Source organism: Kiritimatiellia bacterium, assembly GCA_028715905.1.
GTDB lineage: Bacteria > Verrucomicrobiota > Kiritimatiellia > JAAZAB01 > JAAZAB01 > JAQUQV01.
In genome coordinates this window covers 60,485-82,854 of record JAQUQV010000004.1, presented here as the reverse complement: position 1 = coordinate 82,854, position 22,370 = coordinate 60,485, and the positions used below count along the sequence as shown (strand labels likewise).

Annotated in this window: 13 protein-coding genes; 6 read left to right on the top strand and 7 right to left on the bottom strand. The window is 54.8% G+C overall.

Going from position 1 to position 22,370, the window contains the following annotated elements:
* Positions 1–388 precede the first annotated feature (388 nt).
* The 3 genes from PHP98_02125 (at position 389) to PHP98_02115 (ending at position 2,941) form a co-directional block, all read left to right on the top strand.
* Positions 389–1,483 (top strand): GntR family transcriptional regulator, encoded by a 1,095-nt coding sequence (locus tag PHP98_02125; GenBank protein MDD5482440.1) that lies wholly within the window; start codon positions 389–391, stop codon positions 1,481–1,483.
* Positions 1,480–2,358: an HAD family hydrolase gene (locus PHP98_02120; protein MDD5482439.1), complete on the top strand. Its 879-nt coding sequence runs from the start codon at positions 1,480–1,482 to the stop codon at positions 2,356–2,358. The genes PHP98_02125 and PHP98_02120 overlap by 4 nt, the downstream gene beginning before the upstream one ends.
* Before the next feature lie 184 nt (positions 2,359–2,542).
* The gene (locus PHP98_02115; protein MDD5482438.1) at positions 2,543–2,941 is read left to right on the top strand and encodes a nucleoside 2-deoxyribosyltransferase; all 399 of its coding nucleotides are present in this window, start codon (positions 2,543–2,545) and stop codon (positions 2,939–2,941) included.
* 3 nt (positions 2,942–2,944) lie between these two features.
* Here PHP98_02115 and PHP98_02110 read toward each other — a convergent pair whose 3' ends face one another.
* The gene (locus tag PHP98_02110) at positions 2,945–6,541 is read right to left on the bottom strand and encodes a M4 family metallopeptidase (GenBank protein MDD5482437.1); all 3,597 of its coding nucleotides are present in this window, start codon (positions 6,539–6,541) and stop codon (positions 2,945–2,947) included.
* A 16-nt stretch (positions 6,542–6,557) separates the two neighbouring features.
* On the opposite strand from PHP98_02110, the gene PHP98_02105 reads away from it, so the two are divergent.
* From PHP98_02105 to PHP98_02095, 3 genes are read left to right on the top strand one after another with little or no spacing between them, the layout of a single operon-like run.
* Positions 6,558–7,238: a hypothetical protein gene (locus PHP98_02105; protein MDD5482436.1), complete on the top strand. Its 681-nt coding sequence runs from the start codon at positions 6,558–6,560 to the stop codon at positions 7,236–7,238.
* 34 nt (positions 7,239–7,272) lie between these two features.
* On the top strand, positions 7,273–7,776 hold the full coding sequence (locus tag PHP98_02100) for a hypothetical protein (protein ID MDD5482435.1): 504 nt from the start codon (positions 7,273–7,275) through the stop codon (positions 7,774–7,776).
* 4 nt (positions 7,777–7,780) lie between these two features.
* A complete protein-coding gene (locus PHP98_02095; protein MDD5482434.1) occupies positions 7,781–9,298 on the top strand; it encodes a serine/threonine-protein kinase in 1,518 nt (505 codons plus the stop codon).
* 49 nt (positions 9,299–9,347) lie between these two features.
* Here PHP98_02095 and PHP98_02090 read toward each other — a convergent pair whose 3' ends face one another.
* The 6 genes from PHP98_02090 to PHP98_02065 all read right to left on the bottom strand — a co-directional run bounded on the left by PHP98_02090 (position 9,348) and on the right by PHP98_02065 (position 22,320).
* Positions 9,348–13,490, bottom strand: coding sequence for a leucine-rich repeat protein (locus tag PHP98_02090; protein ID MDD5482433.1), 4,143 nt, complete (start codon positions 13,488–13,490; stop codon positions 9,348–9,350).
* Between the two features lie 325 nt (positions 13,491–13,815).
* On the bottom strand, positions 13,816–15,483 hold the full coding sequence (gene ilvD / locus PHP98_02085) for a dihydroxy-acid dehydratase (GenBank protein ID MDD5482432.1): 1,668 nt from the start codon (positions 15,481–15,483) through the stop codon (positions 13,816–13,818).
* Between the two features lie 32 nt (positions 15,484–15,515).
* Positions 15,516–16,208: a glycosyltransferase family 2 protein gene (locus PHP98_02080; GenBank protein MDD5482431.1), complete on the bottom strand. Its 693-nt coding sequence runs from the start codon at positions 16,206–16,208 to the stop codon at positions 15,516–15,518.
* 3 nt (positions 16,209–16,211) lie between these two features.
* Positions 16,212–16,748: a phosphatidylglycerophosphatase A gene (locus tag PHP98_02075; protein MDD5482430.1), complete on the bottom strand. Its 537-nt coding sequence runs from the start codon at positions 16,746–16,748 to the stop codon at positions 16,212–16,214.
* Between the two features lie 19 nt (positions 16,749–16,767).
* On the bottom strand, positions 16,768–19,620 hold the full coding sequence (locus PHP98_02070; GenBank protein MDD5482429.1) for a vitamin B12-dependent ribonucleotide reductase: 2,853 nt from the start codon (positions 19,618–19,620) through the stop codon (positions 16,768–16,770).
* Between the two features lie 267 nt (positions 19,621–19,887).
* On the bottom strand, positions 19,888–22,320 hold the full coding sequence (locus PHP98_02065) for a hypothetical protein (GenBank protein MDD5482428.1): 2,433 nt from the start codon (positions 22,318–22,320) through the stop codon (positions 19,888–19,890).
* Positions 22,321–22,370 lie beyond the last annotated feature (50 nt).

The window sequence follows — 22,370 nt, the reverse complement described above, 5'->3', positions numbered from 1 at the left end:
TCGTCAGAGGCCATTGGAGCATCGAAAGCAACCATCATGTGCGCGATCGCACCTACGACGAGGATCGCTGCCAGGTCCGCGAGCCAAACAGCGCCAGAATTTTGGCCACCTTGCGCTCAATGGCACGTCTTTACTGCTCCCGAAAATCATCGGCCGGAGTCTGCCCGAAAATGGTCTTGTCCCGCCTTCCGGGCCTGCCCGTAGCGGGCAAAGCCTTCCAAATCTTGCTTCTGTTGCCCTCTAAACCGCACTCCTCTCGCCTTTTATCACTCTCCGGCTTTCTTGACGCGGCCCTGCAGATGAGTATATTATTATATAATATATGTTGACTAGATGAATAGTAGATGATAGTATCATAAATGTCAATAATAAATCCGTGAAATAATTTATGAAAAAAATTGAGATCCAGAATCCGTTTCAATACGAGGAAATCGCGCGGGTCATCGGGGATAAAATCAGCCGCGCCGAATATCCGGCCGATTGCCGTCTGCCGCCGATAGTGGAATTGGCTCGTTCTTTTGCGGTGCACCGGCTGACCATGCGCCGCGCCCTGAAAATTCTAGAAAGCGCCGGCAAACTGGAAATGCACCGCGGACAGGGAACTTTTGTGCGCGATCCAAATCCGGCCGGCCTGCGGATGTTTTATCTCGGAGAAATGGAAGCCCATTTTCACAAGGAACTCTTTGAAGCCCTGGGGACTGCCGCCCGCGCCGCCGGCTATCACCTGACGGGAATTAATCCGGAAAACGAAAATGACTCATGGATCAAGGGATCAATTTCATCGGCCCGCGCCGTAATTGTGAATGTCCGCGCTTATCTGCGCGTGGCCGGACTCCTGAAAGAAGCGGGTAAGCGCGTGGTGATCGTGAGCGCCGGCCGCCCTTCTAATACCGATTTTCCCGCTTGGCTGGTGACCAGTGATCAGAGCAATGCCATTGCCGTTGCCGTTGAATATCTGGCCGGCCTGGGACATCGGCGCATTGCGCTCGTATCCGGCGAAATCGCGGATGAACAACGCGGGGTGATGCCTTCGTCCCGGTCGTTTCGCGACGTCTACGCCGCCTACCGCGCCGCAATGCTGTCGCATGATATCTGCGATTGGCACATGTCCGTGCTGGTGCGTTCCGACAAGCAATACGAAGAGGAAGACTTGAAAAACCTGGCTGCCTTGATGAAAAAGCGGGATGCGCCCACGGCCTTTGTCTGTGAAAAAGATTTCCGCGCGCGGTTGTTTTACCGGCTGGCGACGGAAGTCGGCCTGAAAATTCCGCGTGACTTCAGCATCGCGGGTGTTTATGATACTCCCTGGTGCACGGCCTGGCATCCGGAATTGACCTCCGTGAACATGAACCAGCAAGCCTTGGCACAACTGGCTCTGGCACTTTGCCAGCAGCCCGCGCCCCGGACAGAAACGGAATTCCGCACGCAGCCTTATCTGGTGAAGCGCGGTTCCTGCGCGCCGCCTGGGAAATATCCAAAATGAGCATACGGCTTTTTGTTTTTGACTGGGATGGGACCGCGCTGGGCGGGCACAAGCCTTACGACCGCTTTCCCCCGGCATTTGTCCGGTTCCTGGACAATCTGTCTCGGCGCGGAATTGTCTGGGCCACCAACACAACCTGGGGGGTTGAAACCCAGTACAAGGTAATCAAGGCCAGCGGCGTAAAGTCATCCCCCGCTTTCCTGGCGGGAGAATCCGCGCGGAGCCTCGGCGCGGTAAAAAACAACAAGCTGCAAATTGACGCCGCCTACAAACGTCATCTCAACTCGCTGGACCGGCGCTTTCTTGAAAAATTTGAGCCGCTCATGCGGCGGACCATGGCGCAAGTGATCACGAAAGGATTGGCGGACCGGGTTTTCTTCAATCCCTACGGTCACCATTACATATCAATTTATTTCAAAAACGAATCCTTTGCCCGAAAAGGATGGCCCCTGGTCAATCCGCTCTTAAAACCAGGCGGCATGTACCGCGCATTCAACTCCTTGAACAGCAAGAGCGATTCGCTCCTGCCGTTTTACATGAACAAGGGAGCAATTCTTGGGTATATACAGAAGCGCCTGGGAGTGTTGCCGGAGGAGACGCTGGTGGCGGGCGATGGTTTTAATGACCGTCACATGTTTGACACTGGAATAGCAAAATGGATGGTCTGTCCGGCAAATGCCAGTTCTTATATCAAGGCGCTGGTACGGAAACATGGCGGCATCGTGAGCCGCCTTCGTTATTCCCAGGGCATTATCAGGGGAGCGGAAGAGTTGATCAAATCCGCGGAAACCTGCGGCCGGACAGCGATTTGTTTCCAAACCCGCGCGCCGGGATGGTTTTTCCGCCGATTACCGGCGGACAGGATATTACTCTGATCCGCCGCTTGATGATTGAGAAAACGTGATATGCTATTGTTGAAGTTGGGCGCGGCGCATATGCGCCCGCCTCCAGCCGCCCCGGTGGTATTTTATTGCAATTTGCCCCGGATTTTGTAGTTTGATGCAAATTTAAATGATGTAAATGATGTCTGCCTCGCTGGCAGAGGACAAAAATTATTCTATGAAAACAATTTATCTTTGCGGTCCGATCATGGATGAATCAACCGGCGTGGCTCGGGAATGGCGCAAAATCGCCGCCGGCAAGCTGGGCAAAAAATTCATTTTGCTGGACCCCATGCGGCGCAACTTCAAGGACCGCGAGGTGGACAGCGCCAACGAAATCGTGGAGTTTGACCTGCAGGATATCCGCAACGCGGATATCCTCCTGGTCAATTACAGCAAGCCGTCCATCGGAACCGCGATGGAGGTCTTTTACGCTTCCAACAACCTGCGGAAATTCGTGGTGGCGTTTGCGCCGTTTGACTTCCGGAACTGCAGTCCCTGGATGGTGCGCTACTGCACAAAAATCCTGCCCTCGCTGGACTCCGCCGCCGCCTACATCAAGGCCCATTTTTTATAAAGTTTATCTCGCTATTGGCTGATATTCTGAACTGCCAAAAGTTTCCGTAATGATAGAATAACCGCTGTCGGAAAGCATAATCCGCCATAGGCCAGCCCCTGGCTGATAAATCGCCGGATCGGCCTTGCTGTCGCCGTCATAGTCGCCGATGGCCGGCACATGCCCTGGTCCGCCGAATGAAATCCCGGCTTCCCTGTATCCGATTTTTGAGAGGAAGACCATCCATATTCCCGTTGCCTGTTCATACAAAACCGGATCAGCCTTGAGGTCCCCGTCAAAATCAGCCGCAAACATGGTTTGCCCCGGCCCGCCAAACAGCATGCTTTCAGAAGAATATTTATTACCGGAGAAAATGACCTTAGCCCGGCCTTCTGATTCCGAATAAACCGTCGGATCAGCTTTGCCGTCCCCGTCAAAGTCGGCTGAAACAAAGCTGTAACCGGGACCGCCCATCAAACACGACGCTCTTATGTCAAAAGCGCCGTAGTTGGAAAGTATGGCGGATAAAACGCCTTCCGTTTCATTGTAGATTACCAGGTCGGCCAATTCGTCCCCGTCAAAATCAGCCGAAACAGCATCCTCTCCGTTCCCGCCAAAGCTCGCCTGGATGATTGGATTATAGCCCAACCTTGATAGTCTTGCCAACCAGATGCCAGAGCCCGGACAATAAATGAGCGGATCTGTCAACCGGTCGCCATCCAGATCGCCGCTTATTGCCTGACCATCTTGCGCCGTAATACTAAATGTCTGCCGGCCAAGACCGGAGCATAATACGTCAAAAACTCCCGATGCCGGATTGAACAACGCCAGGTCGGTCAATTTATCCCCGTCATAATCCCTTGCGGCGAACAACGATTTCGGCGTGGCGTTCACCTGCCGGTAGCCGGTATCATGCCCATAATCAAGGCTTGAGCCAAGCCCATTGCCGGCTTTTACTTTATACTGGTAATATACGCCTGATTTTGTGTAATAGTCGTTGAAATATGTCGCGCTAACTTGCGCAACCTTAGTCAGGTTTCCGCCGTTGTAATTCCCCCCGGGAATTTCCTTTCGCCAGATTTCATACCAGGCCGCATTCTCAACCGCGTTCCACGCAACCCGTATCCGGTAGGAATACAGGCCGTCGCTGGCGTTCACGCCGGCCGGCGTAATCAACCGGCGCCAGCCGGAGTCCGATGCGCTGTAACTGCCATATCCATTGGCATTTTTTGCTCTGACCCAGTAGTAGTAATAGATACCTTGCGAAACAGAAGCATCATTATAACTGGTCCCGGTTATTTCCCTGATCAAAGCCGCCAATGAGAAATCGTTCTCCGTTGAGCGCCATACTTCATACTTGGTCGCCCCGCTGACCGCCTGCCAGGCAACTTTGATATAGTCGGCGTATATTCCGTCGCTTGCATTGACGCCTGTGGGAATGGTCAAAATAGGATCAATAGAACCACAGTGCCCGGAACCAGGATAACTTAAACTACTTTCCCCGGCTGAGTTGGTTGCCTGAACCCAGTAATAATAGATGACGCCTGGAACGGCTGAGGTATCCAGATAAAATGATACGGTGGAGGTGCCGAGTACGGAGGCGTTCTGTGCATTGTCGTCAATCCCGCGCCATATTTTATAACCGGTTGCCGTAGACACGGAATCCCAGTAAATCAGTATCTTATCGGATTGACCGCCGTTATCGGCCGTAACCCCGGAAGGCGCGCTTGGCGGATTGATGGTTTCTTGTATCGTGGTGAATGAGTAGGCCAATGACCATTCGCTCCATGTGCCTTGACTGTCTTTATACCGCCCACGCCAATAATAAATGATATCATGGGCAAGCTTATTGTCCGGGACGGTTGCCTGTGTTCCAGCCGTATAGCTTTCGCCGCTGTCCCATTCAGGACTTGCAAAACTACTGGCATTGTCAACCTGCCATTGACTGTTGGCATGGGAGTCGCCGTCCTGATCGGAAAAGGCCGACGCCTGCAATGTGGGCGTAATAGATACTGCATTGGCTCCATTTGCCGGACTTGTCAGGGCTGGCGTGGCCGGCGCATGATTGATGGTTTCAGGAGTCCAGACAACCTGATCCAGCCAACAGGCATTGCTGGCGGCCGAAGTGTTTTGGTAATAAGTCCACTGGCAAGCGTGTGTGCCATTGGAAATCGCATAATTTTTGGATAACCAAGGGCTATCGCCGGCGAAACCATCCGTTGGAATACCATCAAGAGTAAAAAGCAAATAACTGTTTGTATCACTATGATCGTATGAAGTCTTCCAATAAAACGAAAGTGTTCCCGGCCCGGTAACCGTGGTCTTTATGTACGATTGTTCTCCATTGCCGATTGGCCCGCTCTGGGCGGCATTTGTGCCGTCATGGGTGGTTGCGGTCTGGGTAAACCAATAACTTCCGGTAGTGCCCCAAGTTTTCCAGGTTAGCTGCGAAGCGTTGACCGCCTGGCCGAGCGCAGGGCTGGTAATTTCCGGATAAGAGTTTGTGCTGGGGATATTTGTGCCTACGCCCACCGCGTCCCAAGCCTGCGATACGCTTGAAGCCCAAGCCGAATTTAAATCGTTGGCAGCGGAACACCATGCGGCACGGGCCGCCGCATGATCCGTATCTTGTCCGCAATAAACTGTCAATGTGCGGTAAGCCACCTGCGCGGCATTGGAAACGCCTATCCCGTTGATGTTATAGCTGATTCCATCGTTAACACCACTGCCACCCTCGCAAAGAAGATAAAAAAAATGATTCTGGACGCCGTCGTTAACATGAACGCCGCCATTGTCCTCAGTGCCATCATACCAGTAGGTGCCATGATATTTACTCGGTTGTCCACAACGCTGGGGATCGCGCAGATCGCGCCCAGCCGTCATAACCGGGTACGTGCTGTCCTCTCCGCACAGCCAGTCGGCGCATCCTGCGGTGCGGTCGGGATAACTGCCACGCCCATCAGGCTGGCAGGCAAATTCTATGACCGTGCCGAAAATATCCGAAAACGATTCGTTCAACGCGCCGGATTCATTTTGATAAGTCAGGTTTGCCGAATACGCCGTGACGGCATGTGTGAATTCGTGCGCGCACACGTCAAGAACCGTTAACTCCCCAAAATCTTTTCCCGGGAAAAAGAAAAAGGCCTGCGCGTACGAATCCCAAAAGCCGTTATCATAGGCGGTGTCATCAGGATGGTAGTGGACATTGACCAGCGCCTTCGCGCCTGAATTGTCATAACTGTTACGATTGTGAACGGTGGAATAATAGGTTTGAATAAGATTGAAATTGTTGGCCGCCGATATTTCCGACCGAGCCGACGTGCTCGTCCCCCAAGTTGCCGTGTCGTTACGCGCAACGCGACTATTGGGATAATCATATATTTCCCAATGCCAGGCAGGATAACGCAACCAATAATATCCGCTGCTGTTAACTCCAGTGATATTGACCGGCGCGCCTCCTTCGCCCGTGTTGAGCGATCCTGATATGTCGGCGGATGACTCCTTTTGGACGTCGTTATACCGGTTAACTATACTGCCGTCGTTTGCGTTTACCCAGTACCGCCAGCGGCCCGGCACCGCATCGTCGCAGAAGAGCTTGAGTTCATAGGCCAATACGGGCAAAACATTTCGCGCATAGATGACAAGCTCAACGTTTACCGCCGTTCAACTCAGCGCTCTGGACGAGCTTCTTGGTCTCTACCTGCCCGCCCTAAAACGGTTTTCTGCCACCAGCATGCGCTTTTCACACGACCGTGCAGAAGATATGGTTCACGGTTTCGTGGCCGACAAAGTCATCGAGCAGAAGCTGTTGCGACTGGCGGACCGCTCAAAAGGAAAACTCAGGTCTTTCCTGCTAAAGTCCTTCACAAACTACGTGAACGACGAGCTTAGAAAGGAGCGGGCGGCAAAGCGGGGACCGGCCCCTGCGCAAATCGTCAGCATTGAAGAACATGCCGCGAAAATTCCGGCGGCAGGCAGCTTGCGGCACGATTTTGACCTGATCTGGGCCCGTCAGGTGATCAGCGAGGCGCTCAATCGCATGCGCCGCGAATGCAAGGAGAAAAATCGTCCTGAAGTCTGGAAGCTGTTTGAAATCCGTGTTCTGAATCCAGCCATCAACGATGCGGATGTTGTATCCTACGAGGCGCTCGTGGCCAAGTTCCGGCTGCGGTCGCCATCCCAGGCCGCCAATCTGCTCCTGACCGCCAAGCGCATGTTCCGGCGCACGATTGAGGACGTGGTGCGTGAAACCGTAGGTAACAATGACGAGGTGGCGGAGGAGATATTGGACCTTCACAAGATTCTTTCGCAGGGCTAGGCAAAAATTTGAGGTTGGGCGCGTAGTACTTAACATGGAAGCTAACAACGAGATAATTTTTCATTCTGATTCGCCGAAGCTGGCCGAATTGATGGGTCCTCCGGAAAAGCAATTATGGCGCCCGGAGGAGCTTGCCGCTGTTTTCCGCCACCAACTATCAGCACCGGTGCAGTTTGACCTCGCGGGATTGAACTCACGGCTCAGGGAAAAGATTCGTCTCTTGGCGGTTTCGCAGGGTCTGCTACTTAAGAGCTTCGGGGACTTGTTGCGACATCCCCATCCACCAGTCAAGCTTCTGGTAATGGTCAAAGACTTCGCCAAGCGCACGGCGCTCAGTCCTAATGGCCCGTTGCCTCCAGAGATCGCAAAAATTTTATACTACTCCGCCATTGCCGCGGCTATATTACGGTGCAGTCGCCGCATTACCACGTTGGACGATACTTCGTTGCGACGCGGCATGGAGTGGGCAATACTCCGGCCATGGATTGACTCCGATACCCGCGCCCTTCTCCAATCCTGTCTCAATACACTGGAATGACGAAATGAATAACAACGCAACAAAACCTAACCAGGATTCAGCACTGCTTCCTATGTCCTCGGAAAACATTGAAATCATGCAGAACATGTTGCAGACAGGCATGATAAATGCCCCGATGAAGCCAGGGCCAATCGGCGCTATTGACCGGTTTGAGATAATCAAGTTCCTCGGCCAAGGCGGCATGGGTCAGGTCATGCTTGCCCGTGAGCCCATCACTGATGCCAGTGTTGCCATCAAGATAATCAATCCCAAGTTCGCCAAGGAGCAGTGGGCGGTTCGCCGTTTCCTGACCGAAGCACAGCACATGTACCGCATGTCCCACCCCAACATTCTTAAAGTGCTTGAGGTCTCAGACCGCAAAGCCGGCCCCTACTATGTCATGCCCTACCTTGAAGGCGGCAGTCTCGCCGAACGGATCGAGACGGGACAACCATTGCCCAAGGAAGAGATCGTGCATATCGTCCGCCAGATCGCCGATGCGCTGAAATATGCGCACAGCCGTGGTATCATCCACCGCGATCTCAAACCGGCAAACATCCTGCTTAATGCCGCCGGGCACGCTTATCTTACTGACTTTGGGCTATTGCGGACGGTGTTCAACGACTCAATGATTGATGTGAATAAAAAATCGGTTGAAGGCACAATTCCGTACCTGTCGCCCAGTGCCGCCGAAGGCAAAGCAGATGACACGCGCGGCGATATTTACGCTTTCGGCGCAGTCCTCTACGAAATGCTGACGGGACGAAGGCCATACGATGGCCCCGACCCGACGGACATAATCAACAAGATTCTCGCTGGCCCGCCACTGCCGATCCGCGAGGTCAACCCGGATGCGCCTGCCGACCTCGTGCGGATCGCCGAAAACTGCATGGCGCGCGAGTTGCGCGATCGCTACGCGGAGATGGCGGACGTTCTGGGCGACCTGGAACGCCTATCCACGGACAAGAACCTTTTGGGTCCACATGGAACGCTGTCCCAAAAAGGTGTAACGAAAGTTTGGAAATGGATGTTTTTGTCTGTTGGAGTGGGCTTTGGCATTGCCGCGCTTTTGTTTCTGGCAAATATGATATTCGGATTCGGAATCAAGCATGGAGCCGGATTGCAACAATCATTGCCCCAAGCCACGGCACAGCAATCCTTGCCATTGGCCACGGAAGCATACCCCAGTATATTCAACAAGAACTTGCCATATAGCGGGAACACGGTAAGGATCGTGTCTGTTTCTCCAAACACCGACCATCCGCTCTCAGTGGGCCGGAATTATGACATTGAGGTAACAGTTGAATATGCGCTCAAAGCAGAGAATGGGTATATTATGCTCGCCATACAAAGAGGCGACTCTATAACTTCTCTTGCTCATACGACCAAGCCGATAACAAAAGGAAAAGGCAAAATTATTCTAAAAGCAAGCATTGTCGTCCCAAGTGTAAATTCAATTATGGTTTTTACGCCATTATATCCACAAGAAGAGACAGGAACAACAATAGTGGATACCAAAGTATATAAGGTGATAGGGAATTGATAAAATGGACTCCGCCGCCGCCTACATCAAGGCCCATTTTTTATAAAGTTTATCTCGCTATTGGCTGATATTCTGAACTGCCAAAAGCTTCCGTAATGATAGAATAACCGCTGTCGGAAAGCATAATCCGCCATAGGCCAGCCCCTGGCTGATAAATCGCCGGATCGGCCTTGCTGTCGCCGTCATAGTCGCCGATGGCCGGCACATGCCCTGGTCCGCCGAATGAAATCCCGGCTTCCCTGTATCCGATTTTTGAGAGGAAGACCATCCATATTCCCGTTGCCTGTTCATACAAAACCGGATCAGCCTTGAGGTCCCCGTCAAAATCAGCCGCAAACATGGTTTGCCCCGGCCCGCCAAACAGCATGCTTTCAGAAGAATATTTATTACCGGAGAAAATGACCTTAGCCCGGCCTTCTGATTCCGAATAAACCGTCGGATCAGCTTTGCCGTCCCCGTCAAAGTCGGCTGAAACAAAGCTGTAACCGGGACCGCCCATCAAACACGACGCTCTTATGTCAAAAGCGCCGTAGTTGGAAAGTATGGCGGATAAAACGCCTTCCGTTTCATTGTAGATTACCAGGTCGGCCAATTCGTCCCCGTCAAAATCAGCCGAAACAGCATCCTCTCCGTTCCCGCCAAAGCTCGCCTGGATGATTGGATTATAGCCCAACCTTGATAGTCTTGCCAACCAGATGCCAGAGCCCGGACAATAAATGAGCGGATCTGTCAACCGGTCGCCATCCAGATCGCCGCTTATTGCCTGACCATCTTGCGCCGTAATACTAAATGTCTGCCGGCCAAGACCGGAGCATAATACGTCAAAAACTCCCGATGCCGGATTGAACAACGCCAGGTCGGTCAATTTATCCCCGTCATAATCCCTTGCGGCGAACAACGATTTCGGCGTGGCGTTCACCTGCCGGTAGCCGGTATCATGCCCATAATCAAGGCTTGAGCCAAGCCCATTGCCGGCTTTTACTTTATACTGGTAATATACGCCTGATTTTGTGTAATAGTCGTTGAAATATGTCGCGCTAACTTGCGCAACCTTAGTCAGGTTTCCGCCGTTGTAATTCCCCCCGGGAATTTCCTTTCGCCAGATTTCATACCAGGCCGCATTCTCAACCGCGTTCCACGCAACCCGTATCCGGTAGGAATACAGGCCGTCGCTGGCGTTCACGCCGGCCGGCGTAATCAACCGGCGCCAGCCGGAGTCCGATGCGCTGTAACTGCCATATCCATTGGCATTTTTTGCTCTGACCCAGTAGTAGTAATAGATACCTTGCGAAACAGAAGCATCATTATAACTGGTCCCGGTTGTTTCCCTGATCAAAGCCGCCAATGAGAAATCGTTCTCCGTTGAGCGCCATACTTCATACTTGGTCGCCCCGCTGACCGCCTGCCAGGCAACCTTGATATAGTCGGCGTATATTCCGTCGCTTGCGCTTACCCCCGCCGGAATTGCCGGGTCCGCGATTGATCCGCAATAGCCCGAATCCGATGCGCTTAAGTCGCTGGTTCCGGCCGAATTAACCGCCTGAATCCAGTAATAGTATATGGTGCCGGCTGTGACGGTTGTATCCAGATAAAATGACGTTGTGGCAGTTCCAATCACAGAAGCATTCTGCACGTTATTGTTTGTTCCCCGCCATACTCTGTAACTTGTCGCGGCAGAAACCGCCGTCCAATAAATAAGCACTTTATCCGAATAAGTTCCGTCGCCGGCCGTAACGCCCGAAGGGGCCGGGGCCGCGGTCATGGTCAGCACTGCCACGGCGCTGGTGGCCGCGCCGGCCATGTTAGCGACCAAGCACCGGTAATTTCCCGCATCATCCATCGTTGCCGGATTGATCGTATAAGTCGCGTTGGTTGCGGAGCCAATATTTGCGCCATTTTTCTGCCATTGGTAACGGAACGGTTCCGTTCCTGTCGCCGATACAATAAAGCTTGCGGTTTCACCAACGTTCCGGATTAGTGACTGCGGGTTAGTCATAAACACCGGCGGAGCGGCCAGTATCAATGTCGCTGTCGCGCTGGTGGTTACGCCAACTAGGTTGCTGACCAGACAGCGGTAATCCCCCGCGTCGTCGCCCGCCACCGGATTGATCGTGCAGACCGCATTAGTCGCTGAAACTATGTTCACGGCATTATTTTGCCATTGGTAATATAACGGCTCAGGCCCCGAAGCCGTCACTGTGAAGATCGCGGATGAACCCAAATTATTCGTCAGCGATTGCGGCTGGGTCGTGATTGCCGCCGGTGCGATCCATAACGCGGTCGGGCGACTGCCAAAAGTCGTGCTCCAGCCTGTTGTCCCGGCCAGGTAATAGACGGTCGCATTGTTGTCTCCGGAGAACACGCTCGAGCCAAGACTGGGGGCGTTACCTTGGAAATAGACGCTTCTAAGACTGGCGCCACAGGATCGGAACGCAGCGTACCCGATACTGGTGACGCCATTGCCGATCACAACCTGGGTCAGTTTGGTGCAGTAACCGAATGTCCAGTCCGTGATGCTGGTGACACCGTTAGGGATCATGACGCTGGCCAGGCTGGCACAGCCTAAGAATGCTCTGTCCGCTATACTGATAACGCTATTGGGAATCCTGATGTCGGTCAGGCTGGAGCAGGAATCAAACGCATATGTCCCAATACTGGCGACGCTGTCGGGAATCGCGTAGGTTCCGGCTTTGCCTCCAGGACACATGATGAGCGTAGTCTGGTTCTTGTTGAACAAGACGCCGTCTGTACTGCTATAGGTGGCATTTCCCGTGTCCACTGTGATCGCGGTCAGGTTGGTGCAGTCACCGAACGCCCGATTACCTATATTGCTGACGCCGTTGCCGATCGCAACGTTAGTCAGTTTTTTGCAGTAATAAAACGCATAGTCCCCGATGCCGGTGACGCTGTCAGGAATTGTAACGTTGATCAGACCACAGCCGCTAAACGCATCCATCCCGATGCTGGTGACGTTGCTACCGATCGTGACGCTGGTTAGACTATAGCAGTCTTCAAAGACACCCTCCCCGATGCCGATAACGCTGTCGGGAATCGTCACCCCGGTTAGGCCGGAACAATCGCAAAACGCAACGTCTCCGATGTTGGTGACACTATCGGGGATCACATAACTTCCAGCTTTGCCTGCCGGATATTGAACTAGCGTAGTCTTGCTTTTGTTGAACAAAACCCCGTCCACACTGCTATAGGCTGAATTTTCCTCTTCCACCGTAATCGTGGTTAGGCTGCGACATGAGGCAAACGCACCATACCCGATGTTGGTGACGCTGTTGCCGATCGTGACGCTGGTCAGGTCATCGCACAAGAGGAATGCGCACCTCCCTATAATAGTAACGTTGTCGGGGATCGTCATGCTGGAAAGACTATAGCAGCAATAGAACGCATATTCCCCGATGCTGGCGACGCCATTACCGATTATGACGTTGGTCAGGCCGCTATCTTGAAAAGCATAGTTACCAATGGTGGTGACGCTGTCAGGGATTGTAACAATAGTCAGAACGGTGTTGAAAGCGAACGCGCTGTCCCCGATATTGGTGACGCCGTTGCCGATCGTGAGGGTGGTCAGGTCGTAACAGTGACTGAACGCATCATTTCCGATACTGGTAACGCTGTCGGGGATCGTGATGCTTGTCAGGCTGGTGCAATAATAGAACGCTTTCTTCCCAATGCTGGTAACGCTGTTGCCGATCGTAACGTTGGTCAGGCTGGCGCAGCCATAGAACACATAGTCTCCAATGGTGGTAACGCTGTCGGGGATCGTGATGCTTGTCAGGCTGGTGCAATAACAGAACGCATCCATCCCGATGCTGGTAACGCTGTTGCCGATCGTAACGTTGGTCAGGCTGGCGCAGCCATAGAATGCATCTACCCCGATGTTGGTAACACTGTCGGGGATCGTGACGCTTGTCAGGCTGGTGCAATCAAAGAACGCCCCCCCGATGCCGGTAACAGTTTTGCCCTCAATGGTGGAAGGGATGACAACCGCGCCTCCGGAACCAGAGTAGCTGGTGATGGTGATTGTGCCGTCGCCATTGTCCGTGTAAGTGTAATCGCCGGCCTGTACCGTTATGGCGACCAAAAAGAAAAGCGCCGGTATCCACCACGCTCTGGTTCGCGTCCGCAAAAGCAAAAACCCCAATCCGCTTTTCATTCGCGCCACACTTGATGTTTTCATGGTTTTCCTTTGGCTGGAATTCGGCGTCAACTGCCTTTCAAAAACTGCCCAAGCAAATGCTTCTTTCAGCCATGTGCTTTTACCGCGTGGACCAAACAGGAAGAAAGAATGCTCCCGCCGGAAAAGTTAAAGGCCATATATATGACTATTCAGTATCGACTAATATACATTCTTCACGTATAATTACAATGCGGTTTTTGCAAAACAGGCGCATAATTGCCTATTGATCGTTCCGCTGATTCGGATACTGCGTTCCGCCTGCTTGAATTCCGGACACCGGCGATAAGTTCGTACTTTCCGATTTCCGCCAAGGCGGCGGCAAAAATCACTTCAGCACCGCGCCGGCGCCGGCGCTGGTTACCTGGGAGGCGTAGCGCCGCAGGTATCCGGAAAGACTCTTCGGCTGATAAACCGGCAAACGCGCGCGGCGCTGTTTGACGACTTCCTCGGACAGCACGGCTTCCAGCCTGTGTTTTGGAATGTCAATGCGGATCAAATCGCCTTCTTCCAGCAGGGCAATCAGTCCGCCGGCGGCCGCCTCGGGCGAGACATGCCCGATGCAGGCGCCGCGGGTGCCGCCCGAGAAACGGCCGTCGGTAATAAGCGCCACTTTCTCCCCGAGCCCCTGGCCCATGATATATGACGTGGGTCCGAGCATTTCCTGCATGCCGGGGCCGCCGCGCGGCCCTTCGTAACGGATCACCACGACGTTGCCCGCCTTGACTTTACCGGCCAAAATGCCCTCGCAGGCTTCCTCCTGGGAATTGAAAATCACGGCCGTGCCTTCAAAGACCAGCATGGAAGGCGCCACGCCCGCGGTCTTGACGACCGCGCCTTCTTCCGCCAGATTTCCCCGGAGGATCGCAAGCCCTCCTTCACTGGCATAAGGATTTTCCAGCGGCCGGATGACGTTCTGGTCAATAACTTTTGCCCGCGCGATATTTTTACCCAGCGTGTTTCCGGTTACGGTCATGGCATCCGTGTTCAGCAACCCCTTGACGGCGCTGATGGTTTTCAGGATCGCGCTCACCCCGCCGGCACGGTCAACGTCCTCCACATGGTAGGCGCTGGAAGGCGAAACCTTGCAGATATTCGGGCATTTTTTTGAAATGGAGTTGATCCGCTCCAGATCGTAGTCAACGCCGGCTTCACGGGCAATCGCCAGCGCGTGCAAAACGGTATTGGTGCTGCCGCCCATGGCCATGTCCAGGGCAAATGCGTTGTCCAGCGCGGAAACGGCGACGATTTCGCGCGGCAGAGGCCCGAACTGTTGGGCGAGCTCAACCGCGCGGACGGCCGTTTTTTTATAAAGGCTTTTGCGTTTCGGGTCCGCGGCCAGGATGGTGCCGTTGCCGGGCAGGGCCATGCCAAGCGCCTCGCACAGGCAGTTCATGGAGTTGGCCGTGAACATTCCCGAGCAGGAACCGCATCCCGGGCAGGCGTTCGCTTCAATTGCCGCAAGCTGTTCGTCGCTGATGGTTTTCTGCTTGCAGGCGGCCACGCCTTCAAACACGCTGATCAAATCAAGGACTTTGCCGTCCGGCGCTTTGCCGGCGGCCATAGGGCCGCCGCTGACGAAAATGGCGGGGATGTTCGCGCGCATCACGGCCATCAGCATTCCCGGCACTATTTTGTCGCAGTTGGGAATGCATACCAGGGCGTCAAAACAGTGGGCGCGCACCATTGACTCCACGCTGTCGGCGATCAATTCGCGGCTCGGGAGCGAATATTTCATCCCGGCATGGCCCATGGCGATCCCGTCGCAGATGGCAATGGTATTGAATTCAAACGGAATTCCCCCGGCATTGCGGATATGTTTCGCAACAAAACGTCCGACCTGGTTCAGATGCATATGTCCCGGAACAATCTCGGAAAACGAGTTGCAGATTCCGATAAAAGGTTTGTCAAAATCCTCATCCTTGACACCCAATGCCCGCAACAAGCTGCGGTGGGGGGCCCTTTCCAGTCCTTTTTTAATCCGATCGCTGTTCATGCGCTTTTCCTTTCCATAGGGGATTAATCAACTCAAACAAAACGATATTTCAGAATGCACCACAAGGCGCGGATGCCGTCCCGCCAGGTGATTTTTTTCCCGTCCGCATAATCGCGGCCGTAATAGGAAACCGGCACCTCGTATATTTTCCATCCGCCGCGGGCGAGTTTGGCCGTGAGTTCAACCTCTACGCCGAACCGGTCCTCCCGCAAGGCGATGGAGTCAAGCGCTTGCTTTCTGAAAACCTTATAGCCGACTTCCATGTCGGAGAGGTTTAAATCGGTCATTATATTGGACAGCATGGTTAAAAACCGGTTGCCGAGCGAATGCCAGAAAAAAATGGCGCGGTGCGGGCCGTTGCCGCTAAAGCGCGAGCCGAAAACCACGTCGGCATAACCATTCAGGATCGGCGCGAGCAAGGCCGGATAATCGCGCGGGTCGTATTCCAGGTCGGCATCCTGGACCAGGACGATATCGCCGGAAGCCTCTTTGAATCCGCTGCGCAAGGCGGCCCCCTTGCCGCGGTTGCTTTCATGATAGACAAATTTCGCCTTCGGATATTCCCCCTGCAGCGCGCGGAGAATATCGCGCGAGCCGTCCGTGGAACCGTCATCAACAAAAATCAGCTCTTTTTCCATGTTGATTTCAACATCCCGGACCGCCCCGGCCACCCGGGTAATGGTGCCGGCCTCGTTATAAACCGGAATAATTACGCTTAACTTCATTCTTCAACCGCCGATAAGACCGAATCGGATCAACAGCCGGAACGCGAGATGATTCAAAACCAGGCTGTACAGGCAAGAAAAAAAATCGTCGGCCACGATGCCGAGCCCGCCGGGCAGGGCCTGCAGACGCCGCGCGGGAAACGGTTTGAGGATGTCAAAAACGCGGTTGGTGAGGAAAGCCATGACAAGGACCGGCGCGCAAACCGGCAGGCCGATCATACAGATTGGGAAGGTCAGATATTCATCGGCGACAATGCGTCCATCGTCTTTATGCTGGAAATATTTTTCAGCCAGATCGCACAACGGCACGGCCGCGGCGGCCAGCGCCGCGGCGCAACATATCTGCCAGATAACCGGACCGGACCAGACCCCGGCCAGGCAAAACATCAGCAAGACGCCCGGCAGGGTACCGGTGGTCCCCGAGGCCACCGGGCTCAGGCCCAGGCCGAACCCGGTGGCCGCGGCCAGCAGCGCGTATTTCACGAAACGCGAAACGCAACCGGCCGGATATTCAAAAAAATCTCTATAAATGCGTTTCACGATTACCGCTTCAAGAGTGTTATGAGCATCCCATGGAACTGCCGCAGACGAAACAGCGGTAACAGGAACCATTGCGCACGGTGATCGCGCCGCATTGATCGCAGACCGGGGCGTCGCCCGGATCAATCGTGCCCTGCTTGTAAAGCATTTCCTCAGCGTTGCCCGGCTTTCGGCCGGCCGTTTGCGCCGCCGGCTGCTTTTCGGCCGTTTTTTCAGGCCGCCATTCCGGGAGCGCGGCCTCGCTTTTGCCGTTGGGGAAAGTCAGCGCCAGCCAACGGAAAATATAATCAACGAGCGACTTGGCATACGGAATTTCAGGATTCTTGGTAAAGCCGCTCGGCTCAAAACGGCTGTGGGTGAATTTATCAATCAGCGTGGACGCCGAGACGCCGTACTGGAGGCACATGGAAATAGCGGTCCCGAACGCATCCATAATTCCGCCGACCGTGCTGCCCTCTTTGGCCATGGTGATAAAAAGCTCGCCGGGCGAGCCGTCTTCATACAGCCCGACCGTCAGATATCCCTGGTGTCCGGCGACTTCAAACTTGTGCGTGATGGATTTGCGCGTGGACAACATTCGCCGGCGGAACGGCTTGGGGGAAACGACCTCGGGCATTGCGCCCTGTCCGGACGCGGACTTATCGGCGCTCACCGGCTGAATGCCCTTGGAGCCGTCGCGATAAATGGCAACCGCTTTCAGGCCGAGCTTCCAGCCGTCAATGAAAACCTGCTGAACGTCGTCAACGGTCGCCGAGGCGGGCATGTTGATTGTTTTGCTGATCGCCCCCGACAGAAAAGGCTGAACCGCGGCCATCATTTTGAGATGGGCATGATAATCAATGAAACGGGTCCCGTTTTTCGGCTTGAAGGCGCAGTCAAAAACCGGCAGGTGCCCGGGCTTCAAACCGGGCGCGCTTTCTATCGTGTCTTTTTCGTCAATGTGCCTGACAATAACCTTGACCTGGGAATCGTCGTAGCCAAGCCGGCTCAAGGCCGCGGGAATGGAGCGGTTGACCAGTTTAAACATGCCGCCGCCGGCCAGCTGTTTGTATTTTATGAGCGCCATATCCGGCTCAACGCCGGTGGTGTCACAATCCATCATAAAGCCGATGGTGCCGGTCGGCGCCAGGACGGACACCTGGGCGTTCCGATAGCCGTGGAGCCGCCCCTGTTCGGCGGCGCGCTCCCAGGTTTCCTGCGCTTCGGCAAGCATACCGGAAGAATCGGCGTCGGGTTTCACCTGTTTCAGGGCGTCGCGGTGCAGTCCGATGACATCAAGCATCGGCTTGCGGTTTTGCGGGAAGGCATCAAAAGTTCCCCGTGCGGCCGCCATTTCCGCCGAGGTTAAATAGGCCGAACCGGTCATGAGCGCCGTTACGGCCGCGGCGAAAGAGCGCCCCTCGTCGCTGTCGTACGGCTTGCCCAGCCGCATAATCAAAGCCCCGAGGTTGGCGTAACCAAGGCCGAGCGGGCGGAAACGGTGCGAATTTTCGGCGATTTCCGGCGTCGGATAACTGCAATTATCCACGAGAATATCCTGGGCGATAATCAGCATCCGGACCGTGTGCCGGAAACGCTCAACATCAAAAACCCGGCGATCGTCGCAGAATTTCATAAGGTTGATGGAAGCCAGATTGCAGGCGCTGTTATCAACGAACATGTATTCCGAGCAGGGATTGCTGGCGTTGATACTGCCGCTGGCCGGACAGGTATGCCAGCGGTTGATGGTGGTATGATACTGGGTGCCCGGATCGCCGCAGAAGTGGGCGGCCTCGGCGATATTCCGCATGATGGTCCGCGCATCAAGCACTTCCGCGATTTTACCGGTGGTAACCGCCTTGGTGTGCCAGACCGCGCCGGCTTCCACCGCCTTCATGAAATCATCCGTAACCCGCACCGAAAGATTGGAGTTCTGGAACATGACCGACGAATACGCCTCGCCGTTGAACGAACCGTCATAACCGGAATTAATCAGCGTCCGCGCCTTTTTCTCCTCGTTGACCTTGCAGTTGATGAACTCCATGATGTCCGGATGTTCCACCTTCAGGCTCTGCATTTTCGCCGCGCGCCGCGTTTTCCCGCCGGACTTGACCACCGCCGCCACCTGGTCAAAAACACGCATGAAACTGAGCGGCCCCGAAGGTGTTCCGCCGCCGGATAATTTTTCGCGGCTGCTGCGCAATGTGCTCAGGTCCGTGCCGGTGCCGGAACCGTATTTGAACAACATCGCCTCGGAAGCGGTAAGACGCATGATGTCCTCCATGCTGTCGGCCACCGACTGGATAAAACAGGCCGAGCCCTGCGGGCGCTTGTAGGAATCGGCCGTCTGTTCTATTCTGGACGTGGCGGGATTAAAGAAGTGGCAGGCCTTGCTGGCGGAAGACAATCCGTAGACCTGGTGCAGGCCGATATTGAACCAGACCGGGCTGTTGAACGCCCCGATCTGGTTAACACAGATGAATGACAACTCGCGGTAAAAAGTTTCCGCGTCGGCGGCAGACGCAAAATAGCCGTCTTTCAATCCCCAGTCGGCAATGGTGCGGGCAACGCGGTGAATGAGCTGGCGGGCTGATTTTTCATGAACATTCGTGCCCTTGGCGCCGTAAAAATATTTTGAAGCCACAACGTTGGTCGCCAGGGCCGACCAGGATTTAGGCACTTCCACGTCGTCCTCTTCAAAAACAACCGCCCCTTTGTCGTTTTTAATGACCGCCTTGCGGCGCTCCCATTCAACCTCGTCAAACGGGTGCGTTTCCTTTTTACTGAATAAAGCCGGGATATGCAGGGCGTCCGGTCTGGCGCGCGCAGTGTTTTCCGCGGCGGAACCGCCGTTGCGGGATGGATTATTGCGCAATTTCTCTTTTTGTTTCATGGAACCATTTATTCCATCGCCATTGTTTCTTCCGCGCCCGCCGTTGTTTTTGCCTGACGGCTGGCCTGTTTTGTTATGCACATTTTCCAGTTCTAAAACCAAGCCAAGAGAATCGCGCGTATTGAGCATAACACCCTCCTAAATACGGAACATATAACGACTTACGCTGTTTCGGCAAGCCACAGATACCGCTATATATTGTTTTAATTCTGTTTAAGCCAAAAAAATACCACTATCTGTAGTATATGCAAGAAAAAAAGCAAAAAATCATGGCACATTCAACGTATACGGTCCGCCGCGCGTCTGATATTGCGCGGAAGAGAACCAGACATACCGATCAGAACCAACAATGCAGATCAGGTCGGCCAGTCCGTCGCCGTCAATGTCCCCGGCCGCGGGAAGGCCGGCAATACCCAGATCATACGGGCCGCAACGCGTCCGGTATTGATCCGAAGAAAACCACACGTGCCAGTTTGAGCCGGCGGCCATAAGCAGGTCGGCCAGCCCGTCGCCGTCAACATCCCCGGCCGCGGGAAGGCCGGCAATGCCCAGATCATAAGGACCGCAATGCGTCCGGTATTGATCCAAAGAAAACCACACGTGCCAGTTTGAGCCGGCGGTCATAAGCAGGTCGGCCAGCCCGTCGCCGTCAATGTCCCCGGCCGCGGGAAGGCCGGCAATGCCCAGATCATACGGGCCGCCGCGTGTCCGGTATTGCCCCGTGGAAAGCCACACGTGCCAGTTTGAGCCGGAGACAACAATCGGATCGGCCCGCCGGTCGCCGTCAATGTCTCCGGTTAAGGAGATGCCGGCAACCCCCAGATCATAAGGGCCCTGGCGCGCCTGGTATTGCGATGAGGAAAACCATATATACCAATCCGAACCGGCGACGGCAACCAGGTCGGTGATTTCGTCCTTGTCAAAATCATCGGCGGGCGCGGCATCGGCTTCCGACTGATAAATTGTTCTGCCCTGGCCCGCGGCAATGAAGGTGCCGTTGCCGTAAGCGACGGCTTCAAGATCCGCGCTGGTGTCAAAGGCAAGGTTGGTCCAAACACTGCCGTTGACGGACGACGCCAGCGCGCCGTTCGCGCCCGCCGCCACAAAACGATCATGCTTGAAATCAACGGCGTTCAGGGCCGATGACACCCCGGAAGGAACGTTGCTCCAGGCAACGCCGTCCGGAGAACAATAGATTCTGCCGCCGTCGCCCACGGCGACGAACCGATTGTTGCCATAAGCAACCGCCCGGAGGTGCGCACAGTAAGGCTTGGCCTGCTCGTCCGCATTGACATTGCGGTTGGTCCAGCTTAATCCGTCCGGCGAAGTGACGAGCGTGCCGTATTCTCCAACCGCGAGAAATTGATTCTGCGCATAGGTGATGCCGAAAATCCAGCGGCTGACTCCGGTCTCCGCCGCAATCCAATCAACGCCGTTTGAAGAAACCACGGCGCAGCCATCCTGGCCGGCGGCCACGAACTTATCAACCCCAAAAACGATGCAGGACATGGATTTGCCGACCGGCGAATCGCGGTTGGTCCAGGTCAGTCCGTCGGGCGAAGTCATGAGAGCGCCGCCCGAGCCGCAGGCCGCGAACTGATCCGCGCCATAGGCCACCGCCGAGTAATGCGGGCGGCATGGCTTGGCGTCCATAAACATTAACGGCTGATTAGACCAGCCGGCTCCGTCTTCGGAGGTCATGACAAGCGCATTCGGCCCGCCGACGGCCACAAACCGGCCGTTGCCGTATGCAACCGCCTCAATACAGTCGGTATATTCCGGCATCCTGCGGGTCCAGTTTAAATGGTCGGGCGAAGTAACAACATATCCCTCGGAACCAACCGCCACGAATTTTCCATCCTGGAAAATAATATCGCTGTACCAGGTTCCCATGCCGGTATAAAGGAGCGTCCAGTCAACGCCGTCGACGGAATAAAGGGTTTTGCCGGACGAACCGGCGGCGACAAAGAATCCGTCCGCGCAAGTGACGCATGAAAAGGTATACGAAATGCCCGTAACCATTGAAGTCCAGTCAACGCCGTTGGTGGAGGTCAGAACCGTGCCGCCGGAGCCGCACGCGGCGAACTGTCCGTCTTTAAAAACCACGCCGGATAAAGAAGCGGACGACTCCGTCGCCCGGTTTGTCCAGGCAATTGCGTCCGGCGAAGTGATAACCGCGCCATCCGGCCAACCCACCGCAACGTACTGCCCGTTGCCGAAGGTTACATCCTCCAGCGTCTTTGAAATTCCGGTAGTCTGCGGCGTCCAGACGGCGCCGTCGGGCGAAGTAGCGACCAATCCTCCCGAGCCGATTGCCACAAAACGGTTGTTCACAAAGCGGATATTGCTGAAATCGCCGGACACGCCGGTATCGCGCGCGGTCCAGACAAGATCGTCGGATGCGGTCGCGGCGAAGCCGTCGCCGCCCACGGCCGCGAAGCGGCCGTTGCCGTAAGCCACGCCATGCAAATCATTTGTCAGACCGGAATCGCTATGCGTCCAGACCAGACCGTCGGCGGAGGTTAAAACCGCGCCGTGCTTGCCAACCGCCACATAGATCGTTCCATTGCAGGCCGCGCCGCTGAGATCAACAATGGCAGACGCCGGCGAACGCAATTGCCAGTTGCCGGGCGCGGCGCCGCAATTCCGGGCCGCCGCGCCGAACACCAACACAACAAACAAGCTGAAAAATGAGCGCATGAAACATCCTCCTGTGATTTATTGTTGTCCGTACCTCCGCCGTTTATTCA

Bases quoted from the DNA above. Each gene is read 5' to 3' on its own strand.
- PHP98_02125 (MDD5482440.1), top strand. From the start codon at position 389: ATGAAAAAAATTGAGATCCAGAATCCGTTTCAATACGAGGAAATCGCG.
- PHP98_02120 (MDD5482439.1), top strand. From the start codon at position 1,480: ATGAGCATACGGCTTTTTGTTTTTGACTGGGATGGGACCGCGCTGGGC.
- PHP98_02115 (MDD5482438.1), top strand. From the start codon at position 2,543: ATGAAAACAATTTATCTTTGCGGTCCGATCATGGATGAATCAACCGGC.
- PHP98_02105 (MDD5482436.1), top strand. From the start codon at position 6,558: ATGACAAGCTCAACGTTTACCGCCGTTCAACTCAGCGCTCTGGACGAG.
- PHP98_02100 (MDD5482435.1), top strand. From the start codon at position 7,273: ATGGAAGCTAACAACGAGATAATTTTTCATTCTGATTCGCCGAAGCTG.
- PHP98_02095 (MDD5482434.1), top strand. From the start codon at position 7,781: ATGAATAACAACGCAACAAAACCTAACCAGGATTCAGCACTGCTTCCT.
- PHP98_02090 (MDD5482433.1), bottom strand. From the start codon at position 13,490: ATGAAAACATCAAGTGTGGCGCGAATGAAAAGCGGATTGGGGTTTTTG.
- ilvD (MDD5482432.1), bottom strand. From the start codon at position 15,483: ATGAACAGCGATCGGATTAAAAAAGGACTGGAAAGGGCCCCCCACCGC.
- PHP98_02080 (MDD5482431.1), bottom strand. From the start codon at position 16,208: ATGAAGTTAAGCGTAATTATTCCGGTTTATAACGAGGCCGGCACCATT.
- PHP98_02070 (MDD5482429.1), bottom strand. From the start codon at position 19,620: ATGAAACAAAAAGAGAAATTGCGCAATAATCCATCCCGCAACGGCGGT.
- PHP98_02065 (MDD5482428.1), bottom strand. From the start codon at position 22,320: ATGCGCTCATTTTTCAGCTTGTTTGTTGTGTTGGTGTTCGGCGCGGCG.